General features: G+C 39.7%; 18 protein-coding genes. 12 read left to right on the top strand and 6 right to left on the bottom strand.

Annotated elements, in window-relative coordinates; translation table 11 throughout:
* The first annotated feature begins 1 nt into the window (after position 1).
* The 3 genes from GO495_RS25970 (at position 2) to GO495_RS25960 (ending at position 3,862) form a co-directional block, all read left to right on the top strand.
* On the top strand, positions 2 to 655 hold the full coding sequence (locus tag GO495_RS25970) for an HAD family hydrolase (RefSeq protein WP_157302879.1): 654 nt from the start codon (positions 2 to 4) through the stop codon (positions 653 to 655).
* An 872-nt stretch (positions 656 to 1,527) separates the two neighbouring features.
* Complete coding sequence (locus GO495_RS25965) at positions 1,528 to 2,598, top strand: polysaccharide deacetylase family protein (RefSeq protein WP_157302878.1); 1,071 nt, start codon at positions 1,528 to 1,530, stop codon at positions 2,596 to 2,598.
* 13 nt (positions 2,599 to 2,611) lie between these two features.
* Positions 2,612 to 3,862, top strand: coding sequence for a glycosyltransferase (locus GO495_RS25960; RefSeq protein ID WP_157302877.1), 1,251 nt, complete (start codon positions 2,612 to 2,614; stop codon positions 3,860 to 3,862).
* Here the strand turns inward: GO495_RS25960 and GO495_RS25955 are convergent.
* Genes GO495_RS25955 through GO495_RS25945 form a run of 3 tightly spaced genes read right to left on the bottom strand, consistent with a single transcriptional unit; the run spans position 3,859 to position 8,277 of the window.
* Positions 3,859 to 4,677 (bottom strand): glycosyltransferase family 2 protein, encoded by an 819-nt coding sequence (locus GO495_RS25955; protein WP_157302876.1) that lies wholly within the window; start codon positions 4,675 to 4,677, stop codon positions 3,859 to 3,861. The two genes, GO495_RS25960 and GO495_RS25955, sit on opposite strands and share 4 nt — an antisense overlap.
* Positions 4,678 to 4,712: 35 nt before the next feature.
* Complete coding sequence (locus GO495_RS25950; RefSeq protein WP_157302875.1) at positions 4,713 to 6,440, bottom strand: FkbM family methyltransferase; 1,728 nt, start codon at positions 6,438 to 6,440, stop codon at positions 4,713 to 4,715.
* Between the two features lie 28 nt (positions 6,441 to 6,468).
* Positions 6,469 to 8,277, bottom strand: a complete 1,809-nt coding sequence (locus GO495_RS25945; RefSeq protein WP_157302874.1) for a DUF4838 domain-containing protein — start codon at positions 8,275 to 8,277, stop codon at positions 6,469 to 6,471.
* Positions 8,278 to 8,439: 162 nt separating this feature from the next.
* On the opposite strand from GO495_RS25945, the gene gmd reads away from it, so the two are divergent.
* Positions 8,440 to 9,552 (top strand): GDP-mannose 4,6-dehydratase, encoded by a 1,113-nt coding sequence (gene gmd, locus GO495_RS25940; RefSeq protein ID WP_157302873.1) that lies wholly within the window; start codon positions 8,440 to 8,442, stop codon positions 9,550 to 9,552.
* Between the two features lie 4 nt (positions 9,553 to 9,556).
* A complete protein-coding gene (gene fcl, locus GO495_RS25935) occupies positions 9,557 to 10,483 on the top strand; it encodes a GDP-L-fucose synthase (protein ID WP_157302872.1) in 927 nt (308 codons plus the stop codon).
* 4 nt (positions 10,484 to 10,487) lie between these two features.
* Here the strand turns inward: fcl and GO495_RS25930 are convergent, their stop codons facing one another.
* Together GO495_RS25930 and GO495_RS25925 are read right to left on the bottom strand one after the other, a co-directional pair.
* Complete coding sequence (locus GO495_RS25930) at positions 10,488 to 11,729, bottom strand: glycosyltransferase (protein ID WP_157302871.1); 1,242 nt, start codon at positions 11,727 to 11,729, stop codon at positions 10,488 to 10,490.
* A 17-nt stretch (positions 11,730 to 11,746) separates the two neighbouring features.
* The gene (locus GO495_RS25925) at positions 11,747 to 12,538 is read right to left on the bottom strand and encodes a hypothetical protein (RefSeq protein WP_240915337.1); all 792 of its coding nucleotides are present in this window, start codon (positions 12,536 to 12,538) and stop codon (positions 11,747 to 11,749) included.
* Between the two features lie 268 nt (positions 12,539 to 12,806).
* On the opposite strand from GO495_RS25925, the gene GO495_RS25920 reads away from it, so the two are divergent.
* Both GO495_RS25920 and GO495_RS25915 read left to right on the top strand, forming a co-directional pair.
* Complete coding sequence (locus GO495_RS25920) at positions 12,807 to 14,381, top strand: hypothetical protein (protein ID WP_157302869.1); 1,575 nt, start codon at positions 12,807 to 12,809, stop codon at positions 14,379 to 14,381.
* 483 nt (positions 14,382 to 14,864) lie between these two features.
* Positions 14,865 to 16,766, top strand: a complete 1,902-nt coding sequence (locus GO495_RS25915) for an ABC-F family ATP-binding cassette domain-containing protein (RefSeq protein ID WP_157302868.1) — start codon at positions 14,865 to 14,867, stop codon at positions 16,764 to 16,766.
* Between the two features lie 61 nt (positions 16,767 to 16,827).
* Here the strand turns inward: GO495_RS25915 and GO495_RS25910 are convergent, their stop codons facing one another.
* A complete protein-coding gene (locus GO495_RS25910; protein WP_157302867.1) occupies positions 16,828 to 17,127 on the bottom strand; it encodes a hypothetical protein in 300 nt (99 codons plus the stop codon).
* Between the two features lie 134 nt (positions 17,128 to 17,261).
* Here GO495_RS25910 and GO495_RS25905 point away from each other — a divergent pair, with 134 nt between their 5' ends.
* From GO495_RS25905 to GO495_RS25885, 5 genes are all read left to right on the top strand, one after another.
* Positions 17,262 to 17,852, top strand: coding sequence for an RNA polymerase sigma factor (locus GO495_RS25905; protein WP_157302866.1), 591 nt, complete (start codon positions 17,262 to 17,264; stop codon positions 17,850 to 17,852).
* 67 nt (positions 17,853 to 17,919) lie between these two features.
* A complete protein-coding gene (locus GO495_RS25900; protein ID WP_240915346.1) occupies positions 17,920 to 18,894 on the top strand; it encodes a FecR family protein in 975 nt (324 codons plus the stop codon).
* Positions 18,895 to 18,934: 40 nt separating this feature from the next.
* The gene (locus GO495_RS25895; RefSeq protein WP_157302864.1) at positions 18,935 to 22,363 is read left to right on the top strand and encodes a SusC/RagA family TonB-linked outer membrane protein; all 3,429 of its coding nucleotides are present in this window, start codon (positions 18,935 to 18,937) and stop codon (positions 22,361 to 22,363) included.
* 2 nt (positions 22,364 to 22,365) lie between these two features.
* Positions 22,366 to 23,829: a RagB/SusD family nutrient uptake outer membrane protein gene (locus GO495_RS25890; RefSeq protein ID WP_157302863.1), complete on the top strand. Its 1,464-nt coding sequence runs from the start codon at positions 22,366 to 22,368 to the stop codon at positions 23,827 to 23,829.
* Between the two features lie 9 nt (positions 23,830 to 23,838).
* Positions 23,839 to 24,666, top strand: a complete 828-nt coding sequence (locus tag GO495_RS25885) for a DUF4843 domain-containing protein (RefSeq protein WP_157302862.1) — start codon at positions 23,839 to 23,841, stop codon at positions 24,664 to 24,666.
* Positions 24,667 to 24,668 lie beyond the last annotated feature (2 nt).

The raw sequence follows: 24,668 nt of genomic DNA, 5'->3' as shown, positions 1-24,668 counted from the left end.
AATGAAACTTGCGGTCATAGATATTTGTGGAACATTATTTGATTCCAATACTACATTTGATTTTATCAAATGGTATCTTCATCGCCAGAATAAAAACAGGGATCGTTTGTTCTCATTAATGCGTATGCTCCCCGTAAAAGCCTTGAACAAGTGTTCTATTCAATTTTTAAAATTGGATGTGGTCCGTATTATTCTGATCAGATTATTAAATGGACTGGATAAGGTTTTTTTAAAAGAGGAAGCCAAAGCATTTTATCAGGAGTTTTTATTAAGCAGGAAACGAAGTGAGATTCTTTCGATAGTAGAAACATTAAGAGAGCAGGGGTATGATTTGATTCTTGTTTCAGCAACGCTGGATTTTATAGCAGAAGAGATTGCGGAAAAGTTAAATATTCGTCAATTCTTTTCTACAACGCTCTATTATAAAGATGGTATTTGTTCGGGCAAAATTAAAGAAGACCTGCTGGGAAGAAAGGAAATAATACTTACTTCAATCATGAAGCAATATAAGGAGGTACTTACTATAACAGATAATAAGAGTGATCTTTCTTTAATTAATCAGTCTTCTCATAGCTACATCATTTCACTACGCAAGGATGTACATTATTGGGAACAGCGATTAAAGGAAAACTTCAAAATGTTTATTTACGAGTAAGCCGGGAAATCTATATAGACTGTAAAATATTTGACGAATGACTACTCCTCTGTATGTGATCGTACCATATGGATACTTCCTTAAAACCCGGCTACCTGGATTGTTTCAAAAAATATCCTGGTTGTTTGTTTATTTTATTCCATTGGGGTATCTTTTTTTTCAGTTTGCAGATGTTAGTAGTGTCTCTGATTATTTCATGCTTATAGTTGGTTTTCTGCTGATTAATTATGTTTATGAGAATGGGTATATTGAAAATGATATTATAACTATAAAAAAAGAAGAGGATCCTACGCTGAGGTTGCCTGCCGGTGATGTTGAAGTATTGGAGAAGAGGCTGACAGGTATTTTCATTATCCGGTTTTTGGTGATTTTAGTTTTGCTGGCAGTATATTTCTTTTTGGCTCCCGGGTCGTTAACCTTTCAAAGGCCGCTTGATTTGTTGATATTACTGGTTGTTTTACAGGTATTGTACCTCATATATAACCGGATCAGGAATATTCTGAACCTATTGTTAATACTGCCATTAAGTTTTATAAGGTTTTTTGGATTCATCATTCCGTTTGTATCTGAACGTTATCTCTTTTCTTTCGTGGTCATGGCATCACTGCTTTACCCTTTGCCTAAATTACTGGAGTTTACGAGGAAGGATCGATTTAGGTTGAAGATTTTGTCCAGGTTAGTTGGAAATATAGATGCATTCCGGGTGAAATATTATATTGGCCTGGTATTGCTTTGCCTGATAATAAAATACCTCTATCCGCGTATTTATATATACCCTTATCTGATTATTTCTATCTACTTTTTCCTTTATAGGGGAATAGGGTTTTTATTGATAAAGAATAAAAATTTCCTGTCTGAGTTTAAGAATAATTTTGGAAGAAAATAAAGGCTTGATAAAAGGACGGAGTGTTCAGAAATCTAATGTTATGAAGGTTTACATTAAGAGACTGTTAAATAATTCTTTGATAAAGAGGTGTATAGAGGGATATAATGCAGGGATAGGGTCTGTTTTCATGCTCCATAGGGTTGGTTCGCCGGCTTCAAGGGTATTATCGGGGAATAGAAATATGTTTGTTTCTCCGGAATTTCTGGAAGAAACGATTAGTTACTTAAAAAGTAAAGGGTTTTCATTTATCTCAATAGATGAGTTGTATGAAACATTAACGAGGAAGAAAAAATTTAAAAAGTTAATATCATTTACGCTGGATGATGGTTATCTGGACAATTACGTAGAGGCGTATCCTATTTTTAAAGCTTACAATGTTCCGTTTACAATTTATGTTACCACCTCTTTTATAGAAGGCAATACCATCCCCTGGTGGTTTGCTCTAGAGGATATACTCAATAATTCCGATTTATTGGAATTGGAAGACGGGAATAGAATAAGTATATCTACTTTAGCAGAAAAGGAACATGCTTTTTTTAAATTCAGAGAGGTATTGTTAACGGAAGGTAATCCTCAGAAGAAATTTGAACAGCTATTTGTAAATTATAAGGATAGTATAGACCTTCAGAAGTATGCTAAATTATTTTTGAACTGGCAGAACATTGAAACAATGAATAATGATCCTCTGGTAACTATTGGCGCTCATACAATCTCTCACCCTGTATTAAAAAGGTTAGAGGGACCGGCTGTAACAGCAGAGATGAATGACGCAAATGTAATATTACAACAGCATCTTCAAAAGCCTGTAGAACATATTGCGTATCCATTTGGAGGGCATGTTGAGATTAACAAAGAAGTAATTGAACATGCTGCAGCAATAGGATATAAAACAGGGGTTACAACATTGAGTGGCAATGTTTTTATGACACATCGCAATTCACTCCTTTCTTTGCCGAGAATTTTTATGTATGAAATGGATGTGCCTCAGAAAATCGAAGATGCGATGTTTCAAAATAATTTTGTAACCAACAGGGGTAAACGCATCATTAAACTGTAAACGTTTTTTTTAGATGAAAATCCTTCATGTCAATTTTAGTGACGGTCACGGAGGTGCAGCAAAGGCCGCTTACCGTTTACACCAGGGATTACTGAACAATGGTATAGATTCGAAGATGATCGTTATCGATAAGAAAAGTAGCGATAGGAATGTAATACCTTATTTAACCGGAAGAAAAAAACTCTTTAATTATTTCAAGAATAAGTTGGCCCGACTTATTTTGAAACTACAGAAATCAGAGAATAAGATTCTTCACTCGCTCAATATTTTCTCCTCAGGTCTGGATAAATTTATCAACCAGTCAGATGCGGACATTGTACACCTGAACTGGATTGGTAATGAAATGGTCAGCCTGCGGGAAGTGGCCATGATAAAAAAGCCCTGTGTGTGGACATTGCATGATTCCTGGGTATTTTGTGGTGCAGAACATCATCCATATGTTACCAGTAAAAGACATGTGGAGGGATACACGAAGGCTAACCGTTCTGAATGTGATAGAGGCATTGATGTTGACAGATATGTATGGCAGCAGAAGAAGAAATACTGGAAGCAGGCGTCTTTTAATATTGTTACTCCCAGCAAATGGCTGGAGCAGTGTGCAACACAAAGTTTTCTGCTGCGTAACAAGAACATCGTGCAGATCTATAATGGTACTGATATAAATATATTCAGATCAAATGGGAAAGCTGCGGTTAGAAAGAAGCACAATTTGCCTGAAAATAAGAAGTTGCTGTTATTTGGTGCTGTTTCCGCTACAACAGACAGGAACAAAGGATTTCATTTGTTGAGGGAAGCCATAAATAAACTGTTGGAAGAGGGAGCAGATGTGGAAGTTATGATTTTCGGATCGGAGGATGTTAGTAAGAAAATAGATATCCAATGTAAAATTTATAACTGGAACAACATTACGGATGAGAAGCAACTGGCAGAATTGTATTCTGCAGCAGACGTTTTTGTACTTCCTTCTTTAATTGAAAATCTACCTACGGTATTGCTGGAAGCAATGGCATGTGGCACGCCCGGTGTGGCTTTTAATGTGGGGGGAATTAAGGAGATTATAGACCATAAAATAAATGGATACCTGGCAACGCCCTATCGTATAGATGACTTAATTAACGGAATCCGTTTCTTTATCGAATCTGAAAATACCAGGGAATTTGAAAAGCAGGCTACTTTGAAGATAAAGGAAATGTTCACGCTAAATAAAAGTGTGGACCAATATATTGAGCTTTACAAAAAACTCATCAAAACAGGAGAGTGTTAATCTTTAAGTCTTTTCAGTAAATCCCTGTTAAACTGATCCCGCTCTTTATCTATAAACCATCCCCATTTGGTGAAATATTTTATCGCAGAGGAAATATGATATTTTAGCAATTGCGGATTGGAGTAAGATCCTTTTGCATAACCATGGTATATATGTACATCCGGGAAGAATACCGTCTCTGATATTGCATGGATCCGTCTGGTGAGATCTGTATCTTCCAAATACATAAAATAGCGTTTATCAAACCCGCCGGTTTTATTCAGTACACTATTTCTGATGAACATAAAACAACCGGATAGGTTGGGGACATTTAAGGGATAATTATAGGAGAATGTATCCAGTTCATATTGGCTGTTTCTTTCTAATGCCCATTTCTTTTTCTTGAAGAACCTGCGTCCTATCAGGTCGTAAGGAGTTGGTAACAATTTACAGAGCTTCTGAATACTACCATCTTTATATAATACTTTAGGTAGTACCTGTCCGATCTGAGAATTGTTTTCCATAAAATCGAAAACTTTCTCCAGCACACCCTTTTCAAATTCGATATCAGGATTAAGGATAAGATGGTATTTAGCCAGACGAAGGCTTTTCTCTATTGCTATATTGTGCGCAGACCCAAAGCCCAGATTCTCCCCATTAAAGATATACTCTACCCTGTCGTCTTTAGCTATACTGCTTAAGGTATTTTCCGGTGAGTTATCTATGAGGTATAATTTTACAGAGAGAGTAGTATCCAATAAACTATCCATCGCATTTTTTAAATCCGAAACATCTGTTTTATATACAACTATTGAACATGTCAGATCAAGCAACATTCCCCCGTTTTATTTGGTTATAATTCCAATTTATGTTAACTATTCTGATAATCATTTTTTATTCCATAGATATTCAGTTGCATATCCATACCTGAAATAACGGGAACTGATTGAAATGGATTTTCTGGGGATAGTCCGGGTGCATTAATATAGATCCTGAAGTTATTAGCGGTAAGAGTATTAATCACATCTTCCAGCCTTTGTGGTTTATTCGCAAAGGAATGATATTCCACAAAAATCATTTTGGTATGTTGAAGACTATTCCTGATATCATTTAAGACTTCTATTTCCGCACCTTCTATATCAATTTTCAGGAAGTTTACAACGGGTTGATTGTCTAAATAATTTCTCAGACTAACTGTGGGTACCTGAATAGTCGAAGTCCCATTTTCGTCACCATTGATTCTTCCGCCATCCGCACCTTCGGAAAAGAAACTCACAAAGGACTCTTTATCAGATAGCGCTTTATTGACGAGTACAACGTTACTTAATTCCCAGGACTTTATATTATGTTCAAGGATTCTGTAAATTTTCGGGTCAGGTTCAAATGCGACCACTTTTGATTCCGGATACAGCTTCTTAAAATAAAGGGTTGCCAAACCTATATTTGCACCGGCGTCGATGATGTAAGGTGTTTTATCTGTTGTATTGAATTTAAAAATATCCTTCTTGAAGATCTCCTTATGCATAAAGAGGAAAGAGGCACTGTCTGCGATCTTTGTTTCTTTACCCATTAAAGTGATAGTGGTTTCTTTATAGCGGGGATAGTATTTTAGATAGGAAAGAGAATTCTTACCATATAAGGATGGTTTACCTAAAAAGTTTTTTTTTATAACCTCCTTTAACCCGCTTGGTACTAATTTTTTCATTTGATGCAATATGAAAGGATAATTTCTTCTGTAGAATTTTGTAATATACTTTATTGCCAGTTTTGATTCTGATAATTCTATTTTGTTTACAGGTATATAACTGGCTAATTCATTCCAGTAATACTGACCAGAATCTTCTGTGTTACAGTTAACTCCCGAATTATCAAAACCAATATTATTGGCCAGTGAAATATTGGGATGGAGGCAAAGGCCTTTGTTAATAAAAACACTGGCATACCATTTTACGGCCCAGGTATGAATTTCCCCGCTTATATTTCTTTCCAGTTGCTGAAGGTGGTCGGAGGAGTTATTCATGCTGAATTGCTTCATACCTCCCGGTATATCAGCCAGCTTTTTCCTCAGAAGTGGAGCGTCTGTTTCCATTTTATCCCAGGCTCTCTTCCAGGTACCCCATCCCCAGCAGGAGGTGGACCTGTAGAAAAATGTATCAGGGAGGGGAGGATTATTGTCTTTTACAGGAAACCAGTATCCGCTTATATGCATGACCTGTTCTTCTCCGTTATAGAAATCCAGGGCATCATTCATGTATTTGAGGAAGCCTTTAGATGTCACAATATCATCTTCCAGCACGATTACTTTACCGTGTTTATTAATGACTTCCGTTACTCCTTTTACTATCGAATCGGCAAGACCCCGGTTAGTTTCGTTTTCGTATATTATTACATTCTTTGTCCATTGCTTTTCCCTGATTACCTGTCTTGTGGTAGCGATGTTTTCTGAATTTACCTGAGAAACATCTGGTTTGGGACCATCGCAAAAGATATATAATGTAGATTGATCAGCTAGTTCATTTTGTGATAAAGCTTCTAAAGTTTGTTTCGTATGCCACGGTCTATTATATACAAATAATAGAATAGGAGCCAGATCCTTCATAGTATTTTTTAAATGGCATTGGTGAAGATCAATTGCCCAGTTGTATTTTATAGTTAGTATAGTAGTCTGCTACACTTTTTTTATCTTCACTTAAATATTTTATCCCCAGTTTGTTGCACTCGTCAACAAAATTATCAAGGTCCTCTTTCGTCGCTGCATCACTGGTATTGACACTGGCTGCATTTGCTGCCGTCTTTATATTATTCCCCAGTAGTGTATTTTTCGTAATATCCAGTTGCGCAAAATGCAAAGGTAAAATTACTTTCAATACTCTGTCATAATAGGCAGTTCCTTTGCTCTTTTTTACGGCAGGCTCCATGATGTCCAGGTACTTCCTTATATTATCCAAGGAGAGATAGGACGCTGCGGCAGTAGACGGCTGTGTATGCGCTCTCATTTCGAGCCGGTTATGTGCGACCAGTTCGGCCTGTATTGCATCAATGTATGATCTGATGGGACCGGCTGCATTTTTACCATAATAGCCGGTAAGAAAATCGTCCAGCAGGTCATCAAAATTCAATTTTGAATCCCATAACAGCTTGCAGGCAATATAAGACCTTAAACCTGAAAATTCACTTTCCATATCCCAAATGCCCTGCTCTAATACTGAACCAGCGTTATTATCCTGGAAGAACTGGATATTAGGTTGCATAGAGTAAAGATTTGGGTAGGGGGCCCAGGCGCCGGTGAACTGAACCATATAATCCCAGATGAATAGCTGGTCTTTATTGCAGATGTTGCCCCAGTCAGTAATATATTGTCTGTAGGTTGCAACCGGGGCATCTGTCCCGATTGGTTTATTCCGGGGAGCATCAATCGTTGCCAGTATGATCAAAACATTCTTGTTAGGGCGTGTAATGTGAGGTGGACGAACGGAGTATTGATAAGCTAATGTGCTTATGATTTTATCCGGAAACTGGTCAGCTACTTTATTTACAAACCGTATGATGGTACCCTGTTGTGTCTTTTCTTCATTATAAACTTTTGTACACAGATCACAGCCACAATAAATGCCATTATCATTCTGACTAACAGACCAGTATTTTCTTGGAGTTCTTGTTGACATCTCATGACGGAGATTATCAACCATAATCTGTAATATATCGGGATTTGATAAGCAGGGGGCATCGGGTACACGTTTGCCCTTGTAAAGGGCAAAGTATTCCGGATGATCTTTAAAGTATTTATCGGGAGGTAGTAATGTTTTAAAACTGTGTGCAGAGAATCCCCATCCCTCAAAGAAGTAGTTTATTTTGTGCCAGTCTGCATAATCGTTATCCAGTGCATCTGTAGAAAGAACCGATCTGTATTGAAAGGAAGGAATTTCCTGCTCGTGGATATTTGATGGGATCTCTATTTTGGTCAGGTTAGGAATATAGGAAACAGTGCTTGTGTATTTTCTACATCCGAGGTAATCTTCAAGAAATGTGTATACACTATACAGTACTCCTTTTCTATTTCCTCCTGTTAATATGAGATTATGCTTATCTGTTTGGATTAAAAGCCCGTCGTCTGCCAGTTGATTATAGTTAACCCCGTTAGTGCGATTGGTTTTCCCTATGAGGATCTCATTCCCACCGGGAGGGGCCTGGTCTCCTGAAACTGGTAGTTTAACCCCACCTATCTGTTGAAGGTACTTTTGTAACTCATTTCCGGCCTTCTTTTCTATTTCGCTTGCATTGGCAGGAATGATTATTTTATAATCACTTTTCCCGTTATCAACAAGAACCAGTTTCTTATGTTGCCCGTTGCACGAAATTGTAATGGCATAACATACTATAATCATGGCCATCCGGAGCAAAAGCAGGCGCGATATATTGAGTTTGGGTCTTAGCACAGCATTGATTATTTATTATAAAAATAGAGTTTTTTTGCGAATTAGGGCTGATTGGTATCATCTCGTCAGGTATGGGTTTACATAATCATTGTTTTGTTGATATGGGATATAAATGAATATCTTTATAGCATTCATTGTTGTCTAAAATTTATTAAAAAGTAAATGAAAACGGCTCTCATCACAGGAATTACCGGACAAGACGGAGCTTATTTGTTAGAATTTTTACTGTCAAAAGGATATTATGTCCATGGCATTAAACGTCGTAGTTCCTTATTCAATACTGACCGCATAGATCATCTCTATCAGGACCCTCATGAGAAGGGCATCAATTTCACGCTTCATTATGGAGACCTGACGGACTCTACTAACCTGATCCGTATCATTCAGCAGGTACAGCCGGATGAAATTTATAATCTGGGGGCAATGAGCCATGTGCAGGTGAGTTTTGAAACCCCCGAGTATACTGCCAATGCGGATGGGATAGGTACATTGCGTATTCTGGAAGCTGTGCGTCTGCTGGGATTAACAGAAAAAACAAAGATTTACCAGGCATCTACTTCAGAATTATATGGTCTGGTGCAGGAAGTGCCACAATCAGAAAGAACACCGTTTTATCCACGTTCTCCATATGCAGTAGCTAAGATGTATGCTTACTGGATAACCATTAACTACCGTGAAGCATATAATATGTATGCCTGTAATGGAATCCTGTTTAACCATGAAAGTCCGCTCAGAGGGGAAACATTTGTAACCCGTAAGATCACCAGGGGAGTTGCTAAAATAGCGCTTGGAATGCAGGATAAGCTGTACCTGGGAAACCTTGACGCAAGACGTGACTGGGGACATGCCAAAGACTACGTAGAGGCTATGTACCTGATTTTGCAACAGGAAAAAGCAGAGGATTATGTTATTGCCACAGGTATAACCACTCCTGTAAGGGAATTTGTAAGATCATCCTTTGCTGAGGCTGGCATCGAAGTGGAATTTAAGGGAAGTGGGGTAGAAGAAAAGGGATTCGTTAAAAGTGTGGCTGGACACATAACAGCTGTTCTGCCAGGACAGGAAGTGCTTGCAATAGATAGCCGTTATTTCCGTCCAACAGAAGTGGATCTGCTGATAGGAGATCCGACTAAAGCAAATACGAAATTAGGCTGGAAGCCTAAGTATGATCTACCTGCGCTGATAAAGGAGATGGTAGCTGCTGATATTGAGTTGTTCCAGCGTGAGAAATTACTGAAGGAAGCCGGATATAAAGTATTAAATCAATTTGAATAGCTGAATGCAACAACAGGATAAAATATATGTAGCAGGCCATCGTGGAATGGTAGGCTCAGCGATAGTAAGGCGGTTACAAAGGGACGGATATAATAATATAGTAACCAGAAGTTCAGGTGAACTGGACCTGCGTAGTCAGGAAGCAACCAGTGCATTTTTTGCTGAGGAGCAACCTGATTATGTATTCCTGGCCGCCGCCAAAGTGGGGGGGATCGTGGCTAATAATACATATAGAGCGGAGTTCATCTATGAAAATCTTACAATTCAGAACAACGTTATACATTATGCATATAAAAATGATGTAAAGAAACTGATGTTCCTGGGTTCATCCTGTATATACCCTAAAATGGCTCCTCAACCATTAAAGGAAGAATATCTGCTGACAGGATTACTGGAACCTACTAATGAACCTTACGCCATTGCGAAGATAGCAGGCATCAAAATGTGTGATGCTTACCGGGCGCAATACGGTTGTAACTTCATCTCGGTAATGCCTACAAACCTGTATGGACCTAATGATAACTACGATCTGAATAACTCTCATGTGTTGCCGGCATTGCTGCGTAAATTTCATGAAGCAAAAGTAAAACAGTCGCCGGAAGTGGTGATATGGGGAACAGGAACGCCACTAAGAGAATTTCTACATGCAGATGATATGGCAGATGCCTGCTTTTACCTGATGCAGCAATACAATGAAGAGGGACTGGTGAATATAGGAGTGGGACATGACATCAGCATAGGGGACCTCGCACGTCTTATTAAGGGGATTGTCGGGTATGAGGGGAATTTGATCTTTGATACCAGCAAACCGGACGGAACCCCCAGGAAATTGATGGATGTGACCAAATTACACAGCTTCGGCTGGAAGGCCCGCATTGAGCTGGAAGAAGGTATAAGACAAGTGTACGAGCAGGTGAAAACTACTTTGTAACTGCCTATTGAGCATCTGCAAGCAGGTGCTTATATATAGCAATATATTTTGCAACATGATTGTGCGGGGAGTATGTTTTTACAATATGCTCCCTGATTGTTGCCGGATCAAACCGCTGTCTGTTTGCTATAAAAAGTTCCAGTGTTTCTTTTAAAGATTGAGCACTTACCTCTTGTGATAACAGTCCGTTAAAATAATCCGTTATAAATTCTTTTATACCTCCAACGGGAAATGCTATTACAGGGCAACCACAAGCATTTGCTTCCACCATTACATTAGGGAAATTATCTTCCCTGGATGGCAGTAACAAGGCATCAGATGCGGAGAGTATCTCAGCTATCTTTCCCGGATCATTGATCCTTCCCATATTGATACTGTGGTTGATATCGCAACGACCTTCTCCTATATTGACAATGGTAACTTTTTCATTAAGGTCTTCCAGTAGCAGCTTTATACTTTTTAAAAGGATCTCCAGACCTTTTCTTTTATTATCGAGCTTTTCACTCATAAAAGTGAAAATGATTCCTTCTGCGGGCAAGCCTGATTTTTCCCGTGCCTGCTGTTTATCAGACATTCTGAATACAGTCGTATCTATCAAAGGAGGTATATGTGCGTGAGGGAGATGGGAAAAAGCAATGCTTTTTTTTGATTTGTACATTAACCATTGAGAAGGAGTGGTAATGTAAAGGTTTTTTACCTGTTTAAAGATACTTTCTTTCAACCTTTTGATCATCATGTCCATTTTCCTGAGCAGTGGTGATTCATTAAAAAGACGATCGTCCTCATAATGAAATGCTCCTGAAAAAGCATTCATATCGTGTAATGTCCAGATGATGGGCTTCTTTATTTTCTTAAAAAAAGTAGGGAAATCAACAAATCCTGAAACCCAATGCAAATGAATAATATCAGCCTGGCTTATTAATTTTTCAATTGAGAGATCGTATGATGAATAAGGAAGGGAAAACATCTCATGCCTGGATGTTTTCCCTGTTAAAAGAGCTAATTTGTATATTGTTTTCGAAGCGATCAATTTAAGGCTCGTCTTCCTGTGTTTCTTATCTACCTGGAATGTCTGTTGACGATCTTTTAAATTACCTGATAAACACAGGAACTTTGATTTAATGCCGTTTTGTAACAGTACATGATGTGTTCTTAATGCTGCTATGGCTGCCCCTCCATGCAAATAAGTATTGATGTGGAGAATATTCATATCTTTTACGGGATGATTAGTTGATAGTGTTCTCATTTCATAATAGCGATACTTTACTCATCAATAAAATTTCTATGAATGCTTTTATGCAATTGCTTTAGGAGCCGTACTGCAGTTATATTTTCTTCTAAAGAAATTTTATCTACCCGAATGCCTGATAGTGCCGGTGAGTCCGCTGTATTCATACCTTTATTTACAAGTGAAATATTAGGGTGAAGACAAAGCCCATTGTTGAGGAAAATTGAAGCATACCACTTTATAGCCCAGGTATTTATTTTGCCAATTACATTGTATTCGAGCTGGTTCAGGTAAGGGTATGAATTTTCTATGTTAAATTTTTTGATCCCATCGCTGAGGTACCCTATTTCCTTTTTCAGGTGATAGGCATCTGTTTCCAGTTTGGCCCAGGCGCGTTTCCATGTTGCCCAGCCATGTGAAGTCGCAAATCTGCAGAAGAATATTTCAGGTAAGAGTTGGATACTTTTTTTAATAGGGAACCAGTAGCTGCTTATATGCATTACCTTTTCATCTGATGCATACAAATCAAGTGCATCATTCATATATGTAAGGAATCCGGGAGAAGTGATAAGATCATCTTCCAGTACAATTATGTTACCGTATTTTTCTAAAATTCTGGTAACACCGTTTATTATAGAGCTCGCTTTCCCCTCGTTTGTTTCCTTTTCTGAAATGATCACTTCTTTGGCCCATTGCTTCTTTTTACATATTTCCCGCACACTACGTATGTTCTTTATCACTTCCTCGCTCTCATTCTTCTTATAACCGTCGCAAACTACGTACAGAGTAGATTGATCTGCGAGATCATTTTTTGATAGTGCTTCCAAGGTTTGCTCTGTATGACACGGGTTATCATACACAAATAAAATTATTGGTGCTAAAGTTCGCATTCGCATTTAATAAATAGGCTGACGTGCTCTTGTTTAAAATATTGAACTTTTGACTCTCGATATGGATAAAGGTTTAACAAAGAAACAATTTTTGGTTTAATTTTTTATGTATTATATTTAATATGATCCGGTTACAAAATTGAGGGGATATACAAATCTGTTCCCTAAAGCCTTATATTTGCACCTGGCAAGCTAATCTCTCTTTATGTTTAAAAAATGTAATACCCCTGGGGCACTACTCCTTTTTTGTTGCCTGGTTGTTAATTTGTCTGTGAATGCACAAAGTGCCGGTCGTCAATATTCACTGGGCTTTTACCAATCGGTTGCAGATACAAACAATTACCATTCCTCCCAGCGTGATTATACAGTGCAACCTACATTTGATCTTCCTCAGGGAGATACTACCCGCAAACAAAGTTGGCTATACCGTAAGTTGTTTCGTGAACACCTGTTACAGGTAAACGAACAGGATTATACTTTTTACGCCAGTATCCTGCCAGATCTGCTGATCGGACATGATAATAAAAATGGCTCTACCTGGCTGAATACACGTGGTGTAATAGCCGGTGGTACTATCGGGAAGAACTTGAGTTTCAGGGCAGAATTTTATGAAAATCAGGGGAAATTCCCCGGTTATGTTGATGCCTACGGACGTCAGACTGGTATTGTACCCGGACAGGGAGAATGGAAGTCCTATTCTAATGGTAAGGCATTTGACTTTGCTTCTTCTTCTGCGCTGATTGATTACAAAGCAGGTAAATATTTTGACTTCCAGTTAGGGTATGATAAGAATTTTATTGGTGATGGTTACCGTTCCATGCTTTTGTCTGATGCTGCTTTCAATTACCCTTTCCTGAAGATTATTGCTAATATTGGACATATCCAGTATACCACCATGTGGGCGCAGTTTATAGACAGGGAGTATCCCGAAGCATCCTACGGCACGGGTTACAGGAAAAAATGGGGTGTATTTAATTACTTAGATTGGAATATCAGTAAAAAAGTGTCTTTAGGCTTATTTGAAGCTGTTATCTGGCAAGACTCAGATTCCAGTGGAAAACGTGGTTTTGATGCCAGCTATATCAATCCTATAGTGTTCCTCCGTCCGGTTGAGTTTTCTGTAGGATCTCCGGATAATGCCCTGATGGGTATCAATCTTAAATATGCTCCATCAAAGAACAGTACATTCTATGGGCAGTTTATCCTGGATGAGTTTGTATTTAAAGAGATTTTTTCTGGTAATGGCTGGTGGGCAAACAAGTTTGGCGGACAGGCTGGTTTCCGTTCCAATAACCTCTTTAAGGTGAAGAACCTGAATTTCCTGACAGAAGTAAATGCGGCCCGGCCTTATACTTATTCACAACGGACCACACTCAACAATTATGGACACTATAGCCAGTCACTGGCTCACCCTATGGGAGCTAATTTTGTTGAATGGGTGAATATTGCAGATTACCGTTATAAGCGCTGGTTCCTGCGCGGACAGATTACAGTAGCCAAATATGGTCTGGATTCTGCCGGTATCAATTATGGTAAAAACATCTTTGAATCGTACAATACAAGAGCGGAAAATTTTGGTAACCATATAGGACAGGGACTCAAAACAAACTTTTTGTATCTGCAGGGTACAATTGCATTCTTATTAAACCCTAAATATAATCTGCGTATTGAATGCTCTGTAACTAACCGTCAGGAGAAAAATAGTCTGGCTAAAAATAATGAGGCCATCTTCCAGATAGGGCTGCGGAGTAGCTTCAGGCAACTGTATTATGATTTTTAATGATGATATAAGCACCTCCCTCTTTCGTTGTAGATAAGTTTAACATTTAAACGAATGGGATTATTTAAAGGCATGATTTAATAGAAGTGTGAAAATCGTTAGTGTGAGACCGTTATATTAACAGTAACACTAACCGGTGTAGCTAAAAAAAGATGAAAACATTATTTTTGTTAGAGTAGCACTAGAATCCTACTTACCCTCATGCCGGTTATCACTCAGCACTGCATGGTAATATTTATTATCATTACCATGTTCCAACTGCTAAAAAAGCTTCCTGCTAACGAAACTGGAGTGAACAATGTAAAAGGGAAAATAACCAATAATCCCGGTACCAAGAACATAGTTGCCCGTTTCCCGACGCAGAATGAACTATCAGAATTTATCTGATCTGTCTGCCTTAAAATTATTTTACCCCGGAACACCTGTTTCGGGGTTTTTTATAACCCTTGCTGTCCCATGCACACATTTTACTAACTTCGCGCCATGCATTATGTTACGGTAGAAGGACTAACAAAAAGTTACGGCGCAGGGCCGCTGTTCAAGGATATTTCTTTTCACATTGAGGAAGGTGATAAAATAGCGCTGGTGGCACTGAATGGCCATGGTAAATCCACCCTGTTACGTATTCTTTGCGGTCAGGAGTCTCCCGATTCAGGAACCGTATGGATTCATAAAGGCGTTACAGTGGTGATGCTGGAGCAACAATCTTTCTTTAAACCTGGAGAATCCATCCTGGAGAATATCTTTGCCCAGGACCATCCTATATTAAAAGCCATCAGGGAATATGAGCTGTTGTCTGAAGAAGAAGAGCCTGATGTTCATAAGTTTACGGAGGCCATTGAGAAAATGGATGAGCTGAATGCCTGGCATTTTGATACCAAAGTAAAGCAGATACTTGGTAAGCTGAATATTCACCACCTGGATCAGCAAGTGAGTACCCTTTCGGGTGGTCAGCAGAAACGTGTGGCATTGGCTAAAGTATTGATAGACATAGGATTCGAACACCGGCATACCCTGTTGATCATGGATGAACCTACCAACCACCTGGACGTATCAATGATCGAGTGGCTGGAGAATTACCTGGATCAGGAGAATGTGACATTGCTGTTGGTAACGCACGATCGTTACTTCCTGGACAGTGTTTGTAACGAAATCATGGAAATAGATCAGCAGAAGCTGTTCATCTATAAAGGCAACTACGAAAACTTCCTGGAAAAGAAGGCTACCCGTGATGAGATGGACAAGGCCAGCGTAGAAAAGGCCAGAAACACCTATCGTAAGGAGCTGGAATGGATGCGTAAGCAGCCTAAAGCACGTACTACCAAGTCAAAATCCCGTCAGGACGCTTTCTATGATGTAAAGGAAAGAGCTTCCGCCAGGCTGGAGACCCAGCAGCTGGAACTGAACATGAAAATGACGCGCCTGGGAGGTAAAATACTGGAACTGAAGAAGGTATATAAAGCTTTCGGAGACCTGACTATCCTGAAAGGCTTTGATTATACCTTTAAGAAAGGCGAACGTGTTGGTATTGTTGGTAAGAACGGAGTGGGTAAATCTACTTTTGTAAATATGTTACTGGGGCTGGAACAGCCAGATTCAGGTAAGATCAATGTGGGAGAGACCATTGTATTTGGTAACTATGACCAGCGTGGGCTGATTGTGAAAGAGGACATGCGGGTAATAGAGTTTGTAAAGAACATTGCAGAGAACTTCCCGCTGGCAGATGGCAGTAAGGTAAGTGCTGCTCAGTTCCTGGAGTTATTCCTGTTTTCTCCTGAGAAACAATATACTTATATCTCCAAACTGAGCGGTGGGGAGAAAAGAAGGCTGCATCTGCTGAGCATCCTTTTCCGTAATCCCAACTTCCTGGTACTGGATGAACCGACCAATGACCTCGACCTGCCAACCCTGAGCATCCTGGAAGATTTCCTGCAGAGTTATCCTGGTTGTGTGATCATTGTGAGCCATGACCGCTACTTTATGGATAAAATAGTGGATCACCTGTTCGTATTTGAAGGTGCGGGTGAGGTGAGAGATTTTCCGGGTAACTATTCCCAGTACAGGGAATGGGAGAAGGATAGAAGTGAGAGGGAGAAAGAAGAAAGTAAGAATCCGCCGGTTGAAGTTAAACCAGTCGTACAGGAGAAAAAGGTGGAAACACCCGCAGCACCTGTCCGTAAGATGTCTTTTAAAGAGAAAAGGGAGCTTGAATTGCTGGAAAAAGAGATTGCCGATCTGGAAAATGAGAAGAAAAGCATTGATAGTCAGCTTGCTGGAGGGACTATCCCTTATGATCAACTGGAGCCATTATCCCGCCGGGTGGGAGAAGTGATAAAGTTGCTGGATGAAAAGGGGATGCGCTGGCTGGAGTTAAGTGAAGGTTAAGTTTTAAGATATAAAAGAACAATGCCCTTATGCTACCAAACATAAGGGCATTGTTGCTTAATTATTCCGGTTTATCGTGTATTTGTGATGCTTTCAGGTAGATTTTTTTACCCTTTTCATCAACGTAATATTTTTTGTCGTGTTTGTCTATATAAACAGTCTGGCCGCCTGGACCTTCCTTGCCCTTGTAAGTTTTGTCAGTAATTTTTGACGCACCTTTTACAGCTAAAGACGCTGTTTTATGACCAACTTTTTTAGCTGTGCTATCAATACCCTGAGCCGTTCCTGCCTGTCCGGCAAGTACAGCGGATACTGTGATGGCCACGGCAAATAAACCTGTACGGAGTTTTTGTGAGTTCATAAACAATTATATTTTAAAGTTGTGGAGGTCAATATGACCTGGTATTGTACTTATATCCAATTTTAATGCCAGCTCATATTTGGATGCCATTAACAGGATGTATATTTTGGGGGAGATAAATAAACACAGTCAACTTGGAGGAGAACTCATATAGCTGTTTAAACGACAAAGAGCTATGGAGCAAGCTGATAAATGGCGATGAAGATGCATTGGCTTTCATTTACAATACCCACTTCCCTTCACTGTATAAATACGGGATGAAGATTTTTACGGAGAGTGGGGTTGTAAAAGATTGTATCCATGATCTGTTCGCTGCTCTATGGTTTAGCCGGGAAAGATTGTCGGGCACGGATTCTATTAAATATTATCTTTTTGCCAGCCTGAAGAGGCGTATTGTTCGTCATTCCCGCCCGGGATTACTGCACAGGCTCCTTGAGACTGCTGTATCGGCCCCTTCTGTTGAGCAAACTATCATTGAGGAACAGTCCAGCCAGGAAAGAAGTAAGAAGTTGGAGAAAGTGATCAAAAAATTACCAAAGCGGCAAAAAGAGATCCTTTATCTCCGCTATTACGAAGGACTCACCACCCAGGAAACTGCTGATATTATGTCTCTCAGTATCGACTCCACCTACGTATTACTGTCAAAGGCATTAAATTATCTGAGAAAACATAGCGATGAACTGGTGGCGATTATGGCCTATATATACGGATCGAATAAGTTTTAAAAAAAGTTACAGATAAACGCTAAGATTTTCCTGTTACACTGCTTTATCTATAAAAGCATTGCTGGTGATGTTGTTTAATGATTATTCAATAAAAGATTTTCTGCATCATGAGTTGTTTCGTAAATGGGTAATCAATCCCGATCATGATACTAATATTTTCTGGGACAATTGGCTGGCAGAGCATCCTGATAAAAGGGCAATGATCGAACAGGCAAAGGATATTCTATTGCTCATTGGTGAGGAAGAATATGAGCCTGCACTGGAAGATCAGCAGGAGATATGGGTAAAGATCCTGACGACCATTCATGGCGGTAAACGATTTGTTATGCCGCAATGGTGGCGTTATGCGGCCGTGTTCTTGGGACTGCTGGTGGCTAGTGTTGCATATTATAATTATAACAGAAGGGAAATAAAATACACTACGCAATATGGGGAATTGACAACCGTCATATTGCCTGACAGGTCGGTCGTAAGGTTAAATGCTCATTCAACACTTCGTTACAGGCATAATAAAACCCGTGAGATATGGTTTGATGGAGAAGGTTATTTCTCTGTTGTTCACAAAAATAATAACCAGCCTTTCCTGGTACATACTACAGATGTAAATGTACAGGTATTAGGTACTGCATTTAATGTAAATACCCGCAGGATAAAAACGCAGGTCGTACTGAACAACGGAACCGTGAGGCTGGGCCTTAACCAGGCACAACTGCCCGATATTACTATGAAGCCGGGTGATATGGTCACTTATTCTGCTGCTACAAAGCAATTCAGCCGCAGCACAGTTAACCCGCAGGATTATTGTTCCTGGTTGAATAACACACTTGTTTTTAATAATACACCTATCATAGATATCATTGCCGCATTACAGGACAATCTTGGGATCAATATAAAAATAGAAGACGAAAGACTGGCTCAGCAAACATTTACAGGGACTATACCGATGGACAATATTGCCATCTTTTTTAAAACATTGTCGAGGTCGTTTAACGTAGTAATCAAAGAAGACCAACAGCACAACTATATTATCAGCAGAAAGTAGTACTGCTATTTGTAAATCAACCAACCTTAATCTATTGCTTATGCCTGGAAATTACTTTAGGTGTATTGGTGGAAAGACGGCGCTTTTATTATTAATACAACATGCTGTATTTAGTAATCCTATGCCGGAACAAATGTCATTTTCCGCCAGTAGTTATGTTCAAAATGCCCATCCATCCAGTACCGCACGTGTGGCATTAAAAGATTTATTAACGACTCTTGAAGGCCGGTACAAAGTACGTATCAATTACATCGGAGAGATTGTTAACAATATCCAGGTACTGCCTCCTTCTGCCAAAGCAGATGGCGTGCAGTTTGTAGATTACCTGAACAATTTGCTGAAGCCTTTAGGCCTGGAAGCAGAACAGGCAGCCATGAACCAGTATATCATTTACAGGCTTAATCCGGCTGGTCCTAAAATTACACCGATAGTTGCAGCACAGGTTATACCTGTACAACAGGTAAGAATTGTGAGTGGTACCGTGACTGACGAAAACGGGATACCATTACCGGGTGTTACCGTACTTGTAAAAGGAACGAATAATGGTGTGCATACGAGTAATGATGGTAAGTACACATTAAAGAATGTACCGGAAAAGGCCGTTCTGGTATTTAGCTTTATCGGTTTTAAGGCGCAGGAGATAAACATTAATAACCGCACAGACATTAACGTTAAATTATTAACGGATATACAATCTGTAAAGGATGTAGTGATCACCGGTTACCAGGAAATAAAGAAAGATAACTTTACAGGAACAGCGATTACTATCTCCGGAGAGGAACTCAAAAGATTTAATCCTCAGAATATCCTGGCCAGTCTTCAATCATTTGATCCTTCCTTTAAGATCGTTGAGAATAATATTAATGGCTCAAATCCTAATAAATTACCTAACATCAATGTAAGAGGTACTACAGCATTACCAACAGGAGATATTGCCACGCTGAACAGGAATAACCTTGCCAGCGTTACTAACCTGCCTACATTTATTATGGATGGGTACGAGGTAAGTCTGCAAACTATCTTTGACCTTGACCCTAACAGGGTAGCATCCATGACCTTATTGAAAGATGCTGCGGCTACAGCTGTATATGGCTCCCGTGCGGCCAACGGTGTGCTGGTAATTGTTACCAAAGCGCCTAAAGAAGGAATGCTGGCGCTTTCCTATAATTATGAACTGACTGTCACCGCTCCTGATCTTACAGATTACCGCGTATTGAATGCAAAAGATAAGCTGGAATATGAAAGACTGGCGGGTGTGTATACGGCCAATATGGTTGACAGCCCGGATGAACTTGAACAGGAATATTACCGTAAGAAGAAAAACGTACTGAGCGGAATTAATACTTACTGGTTGTCTCAGCCGGTAGCCACAGAGCTTGGACATAAACATTCCATTTACCTGGAAGGTGGTTCCAAAGCTATGAGATACGGAGTGGATGCAAGGTATCAGACAAATGATGGTGTGATGAAAGGCTCGTTCCGTAAGCGTTACAGTTTATCTACAAATCTGTCTTATAACCTGAATAACAAGTTCAGGTTCATGAATCAGTTTACTATCTCTCAGGTTAGTTCAAAAGAATCTCCTTACAGGGAATTCTCTAATTACGTGAAGATGAATCCATACTATCCTAAAACGGATTCAATGGGAAGGTTGCTTCGGGAAGTAGATAAATGGGGCTATTATGATGCAGTCAAAGGCGCGTCTTCTCTTACCGTGTTAAACCCTATGTATGAAGCTACAACAGGTAGTTTTGATAAGACTGAATACCTGGAGTTCGTAGATGCATTCTCAATAGAATATAATATTACTGATGGGCTTAAAGTAAGAGGGCAGGCAAGTCTGACTAAATTAAAAGGTACTGCTGATAAGTTTGTATCTCCCTTTAGTAATGATTACTTCACGGTTACCGGTGATGATCTGAAAGACCGTGGTAAATATACTTATGGTACTCAGGACAACTGGCAGGTAGATGGAAGTCTGACGATGAATTATTTCAAGCAGATCGGTTCTTCTCATTATATAAATCTGAGCCTGGGTACAAATATACAGGACCGCAAAGGGGATAACAGATCTCTGGTAGCACAGGGTTTTACCAATGACAGATTTTCTGAATTAGAGTTTGCCCGCAGATATGAGATTGATGGTTCTCCGGATGGATCAGTTTCACAGGAAAGACTAATAGGTGGGTTCCTCTCTACGAATTATTCTTACCAGAACCGTTTTCTGGTGGACGGTACAATACGTGTAGATGCATCGTCCAAGTTTGGTACTGATTCCCGTATGGCCCCATTCTGGGCTTTGGGACTTGGATGGAATGTCCACAACGAGCATTTCATGTCGCATAAAGTAATTAGTCAGTTAAAATTAAGAGCAACGACCGGCTTAACAGGAGATGTTTCCTTTCCGGCTTATTTATCCAATACCACCTATCAATATTATAGCAGCGACTGGTATTCTACAGGTGTAGGAACTGTGTTCAAAAGCTATGGTAACCAGGGACTGAAGTGGCAACGGACCAGGAACTTTGACTTAGGTCTGGAGCTTGGTCTGTTCCGCGACAGGATCTACATTTCTCCGCGTTACTATTATAAACTCACAAAGGACCTGCTGGCAGATGTGATAGTGCCGCCATCAACAGGTTTTACAGAGTATAAGGAAAACCTTGGGGAGATGGTGAATAAAGGATATGAAGTTACTTTCCGTGCGAATGTATACCGTAGCAGGAATGTGTCTGTTAACCTGACGGCCAACGCGGTAAGGAATGATAATAAGATCACGAAGATCTCGAATGCACTGAAGAGCTACAACGATAAAGTGGATACTAAACAGGCAACCGATAAGGATTTCAGTTCTGTACCATTATTACGTTATAAAGAAGGGCAATCACTGTACACTATTTATGCGGTGAAATCATTAGGCATAGATCCTGAAAACGGAAAGGAAATATTTGTGAAGAAAGATGGTACGAAGACTTATGAATATGATGTGAAAGATATGGTACCTGTAGGAGATCAGAATACCAAACTGGAAGGTTTCTTTGGAGGTAGTCTTAATTATAAGAACTGGATGACAGAGATAAAGTTCTATGGTAAATGCGGTGGAGACATGTATAATCAGACATTGGTAGACCGTGTTGAAAATGCTGATCCCCGTTACAATGTGGATTCAAGGGTATTATCTTCCAGATGGAAACAACCAGGTGATCATGTATTCTTTAAGAATATCGCAGATCAGGGTTCTACGAAAACGTCTTCCCGTTTTGTACAAAGGGAGAATGTACTGGAATTGAAATCCATCTATTTAGCCTATGATTCTCCTGCATCTTTTTACAAGCGTCTGAAGATGCAGAGTCTGCGTTTCTCTGTAAACATGAATGACATCTGGCGTACTTCTACTATTGAAGCAGAAAGAGGGATCGATTATCCATTTGCGAGGAGCTTCACCTTTTCACTTTCAACACGGTTTTAACTATGAGAACATTTACACTACTCATCATCATCGGCTGTTGTTTAACATCCTGTTCGAAGTGGCTGGATGTGAAGCCACAGTCAGAAGTTTCACAGGATGTACTGTTCAGTACAGAAGAAGGATTCCAGGAGGCGCTGAATGGTGTGTATAGCCGTTGCGCCCAGGAAGATAGTTATGGTAAAGAGATCACCTGTGGTATCCTGGATGTAATGGCACAGAATTATACCATTCCCAGCTTAGACGGGAAACATTACAGGCAAACAGCTTTATTCAATTATAAGGATGACAGTTTAATTGCCCGTAAGGACCGTGCATGGAAAGCGCTGTATAATGGTGTTGCCAACAGTAATCTGATCCTGCAGCATATTGAAGGAAAACAAAAAATGTTTTCCGGTACCAGGTATTCGCTGATCAAAGGGGAAGCACTGGCATTACGTGGATATTTTCACTTTGATGCACTAAGGATGTTTGCACCATCTTATGTCAGTAATGCCAATGCAAAAGGAGTTCCCTATGTGACGGTATTCAGTAAGGCAGTAACACCCATTAGTAGTGTAGCAGCCGTGCTGGATTCTGTTATTGCCGACTTAAACAATGCAAAAGAATTACTGCGTACATCAGACCCTATTTTATCCGGAGGATATATAGTTGGGTATCCTTTAAAAGACTCAAGTACAGAAACTGCCGGAGAATTATTTCTGCAACAGCGCAGGCATCGTATGAATTATTATGCGGTATGTGGAACACTGGCAAGAGTTTATTTATACAAAGGCGATAAAGCCAATGCATTGAACAATGCTTTGGAAATAATCAATGCTAACAAATTTCCCTGGACCAAACAGAATAATTTCCTGAATCCTGATCCTGAGAAAAAAGACAGGATCTTATACAAAGAGCTCATATTCGGCTGGTACATTCCCAACAGAACGGATAACCTGAAAGACCTTTTCCGCAGTGGGTCACAAAGCCTGCATGTTGCTACCAGCGAAGGGCAGATTATTTACGAAGTGGCCAGTGTTGGCGGAGATGATTTCCGTTATAAACAATGGCTGAGCGAGCAATCAGAATCATCCGGTACTTATCTGCAGCTGGAAAAGTATACCCGTGATGGAGATGCTAATTTGCATTACCAGATGGCTCCTGCTATCAGACTGAGTGAAATATATTATATCGCTGCGGAATGCACTTTCGATAGCGATCCTGAAAAGGCCTGGGGATATTTTAACACGGTAAGACTGAACAGGGGGATTGGTGCTACTATCACCAATGAGCCATCCAGGGATGTATTCCTTAATGAGCTGGTAAAAGAATGCCGTAAGGAATTCTACGGAGAAGGACAAATCTTCTATATGTACAAGCGCCTGAACAGGGCCATTGTTGGTCAGTCGGGAATATTATATTCTCCTGCGGATAACATTTTTGTACTGCCATTGCCTGATGATGAAATCCAATTTGGTACCAGATAAACCAGTCAGATGAAAAAGATAATCGTTTTTTTATCAATCGTATTATGTTCTGCCTGTAGTAAGAACGAATCATTGGTATATAACAGCTCAGATAATATATATTTCGACTTTACACCGGATATAAAAGATGATAAGGCAGATAGTCTTGTTTATTCCTTTGCTTATAGTATAGGTAAAGAGCTGGATACTGTATTCATCCCTGTGCGTATTTCCGGTATAAGGCAAAAAAAAGACAGAAAATTCAGTGTGGGAATTATAGATACCTCTACCACGGCTGTTGCTTCTCTGCATTATCAGCCGTTGGAAAAGGAATATACTATTCCTGCTGATTCCGGTATTTGCCTTTTGCCAATAATCCTGTTGAATAAAGACACTGCTTTAAAAACAAAGAGCGTCATCATCTATCTATCCTTACAGGCCAGTGCGGATTTGGGTATTTCCTTTAAGGAGCTGAGGACGGGTTTTGTAAAGTTATCCAACAAGCTGGAAAAACCCACCTGGTGGGATGTATGGATAGGAGAGCTGGGTGCTTACTCAAGAGTGAAACATGAGTTATTTATACGTGCGGCCGGTACTACAACGCTGTCTGCTTCTCAGGCAGATTATATGGAAACACCGAAGACCCTGTATTATATCAGGCGTTTCAAATCATTCCTGCAAGACCCTTTTAAATGGGTAGGCGATTATCCGGAAGCCGGATTTGTGATTACACTGGAGGCTGATGGCAATTATTATTTCTACAGCAGTGGTAACCCGGATAACAAGTATCTGCTGGAGAAGAATGCCAGTGACGGTAAATATTATTTTAAGGACGAATACGGCAACCGTATCGTCTAAGT

The organism is Chitinophaga oryziterrae, from assembly GCF_009758125.1.
GTDB lineage: Bacteria > Bacteroidota > Bacteroidia > Chitinophagales > Chitinophagaceae > Chitinophaga > Chitinophaga oryziterrae.
Note: the sequence above shows the minus strand (reverse complement) of the source record. Positions and strands in the feature narration are given on the sequence as shown.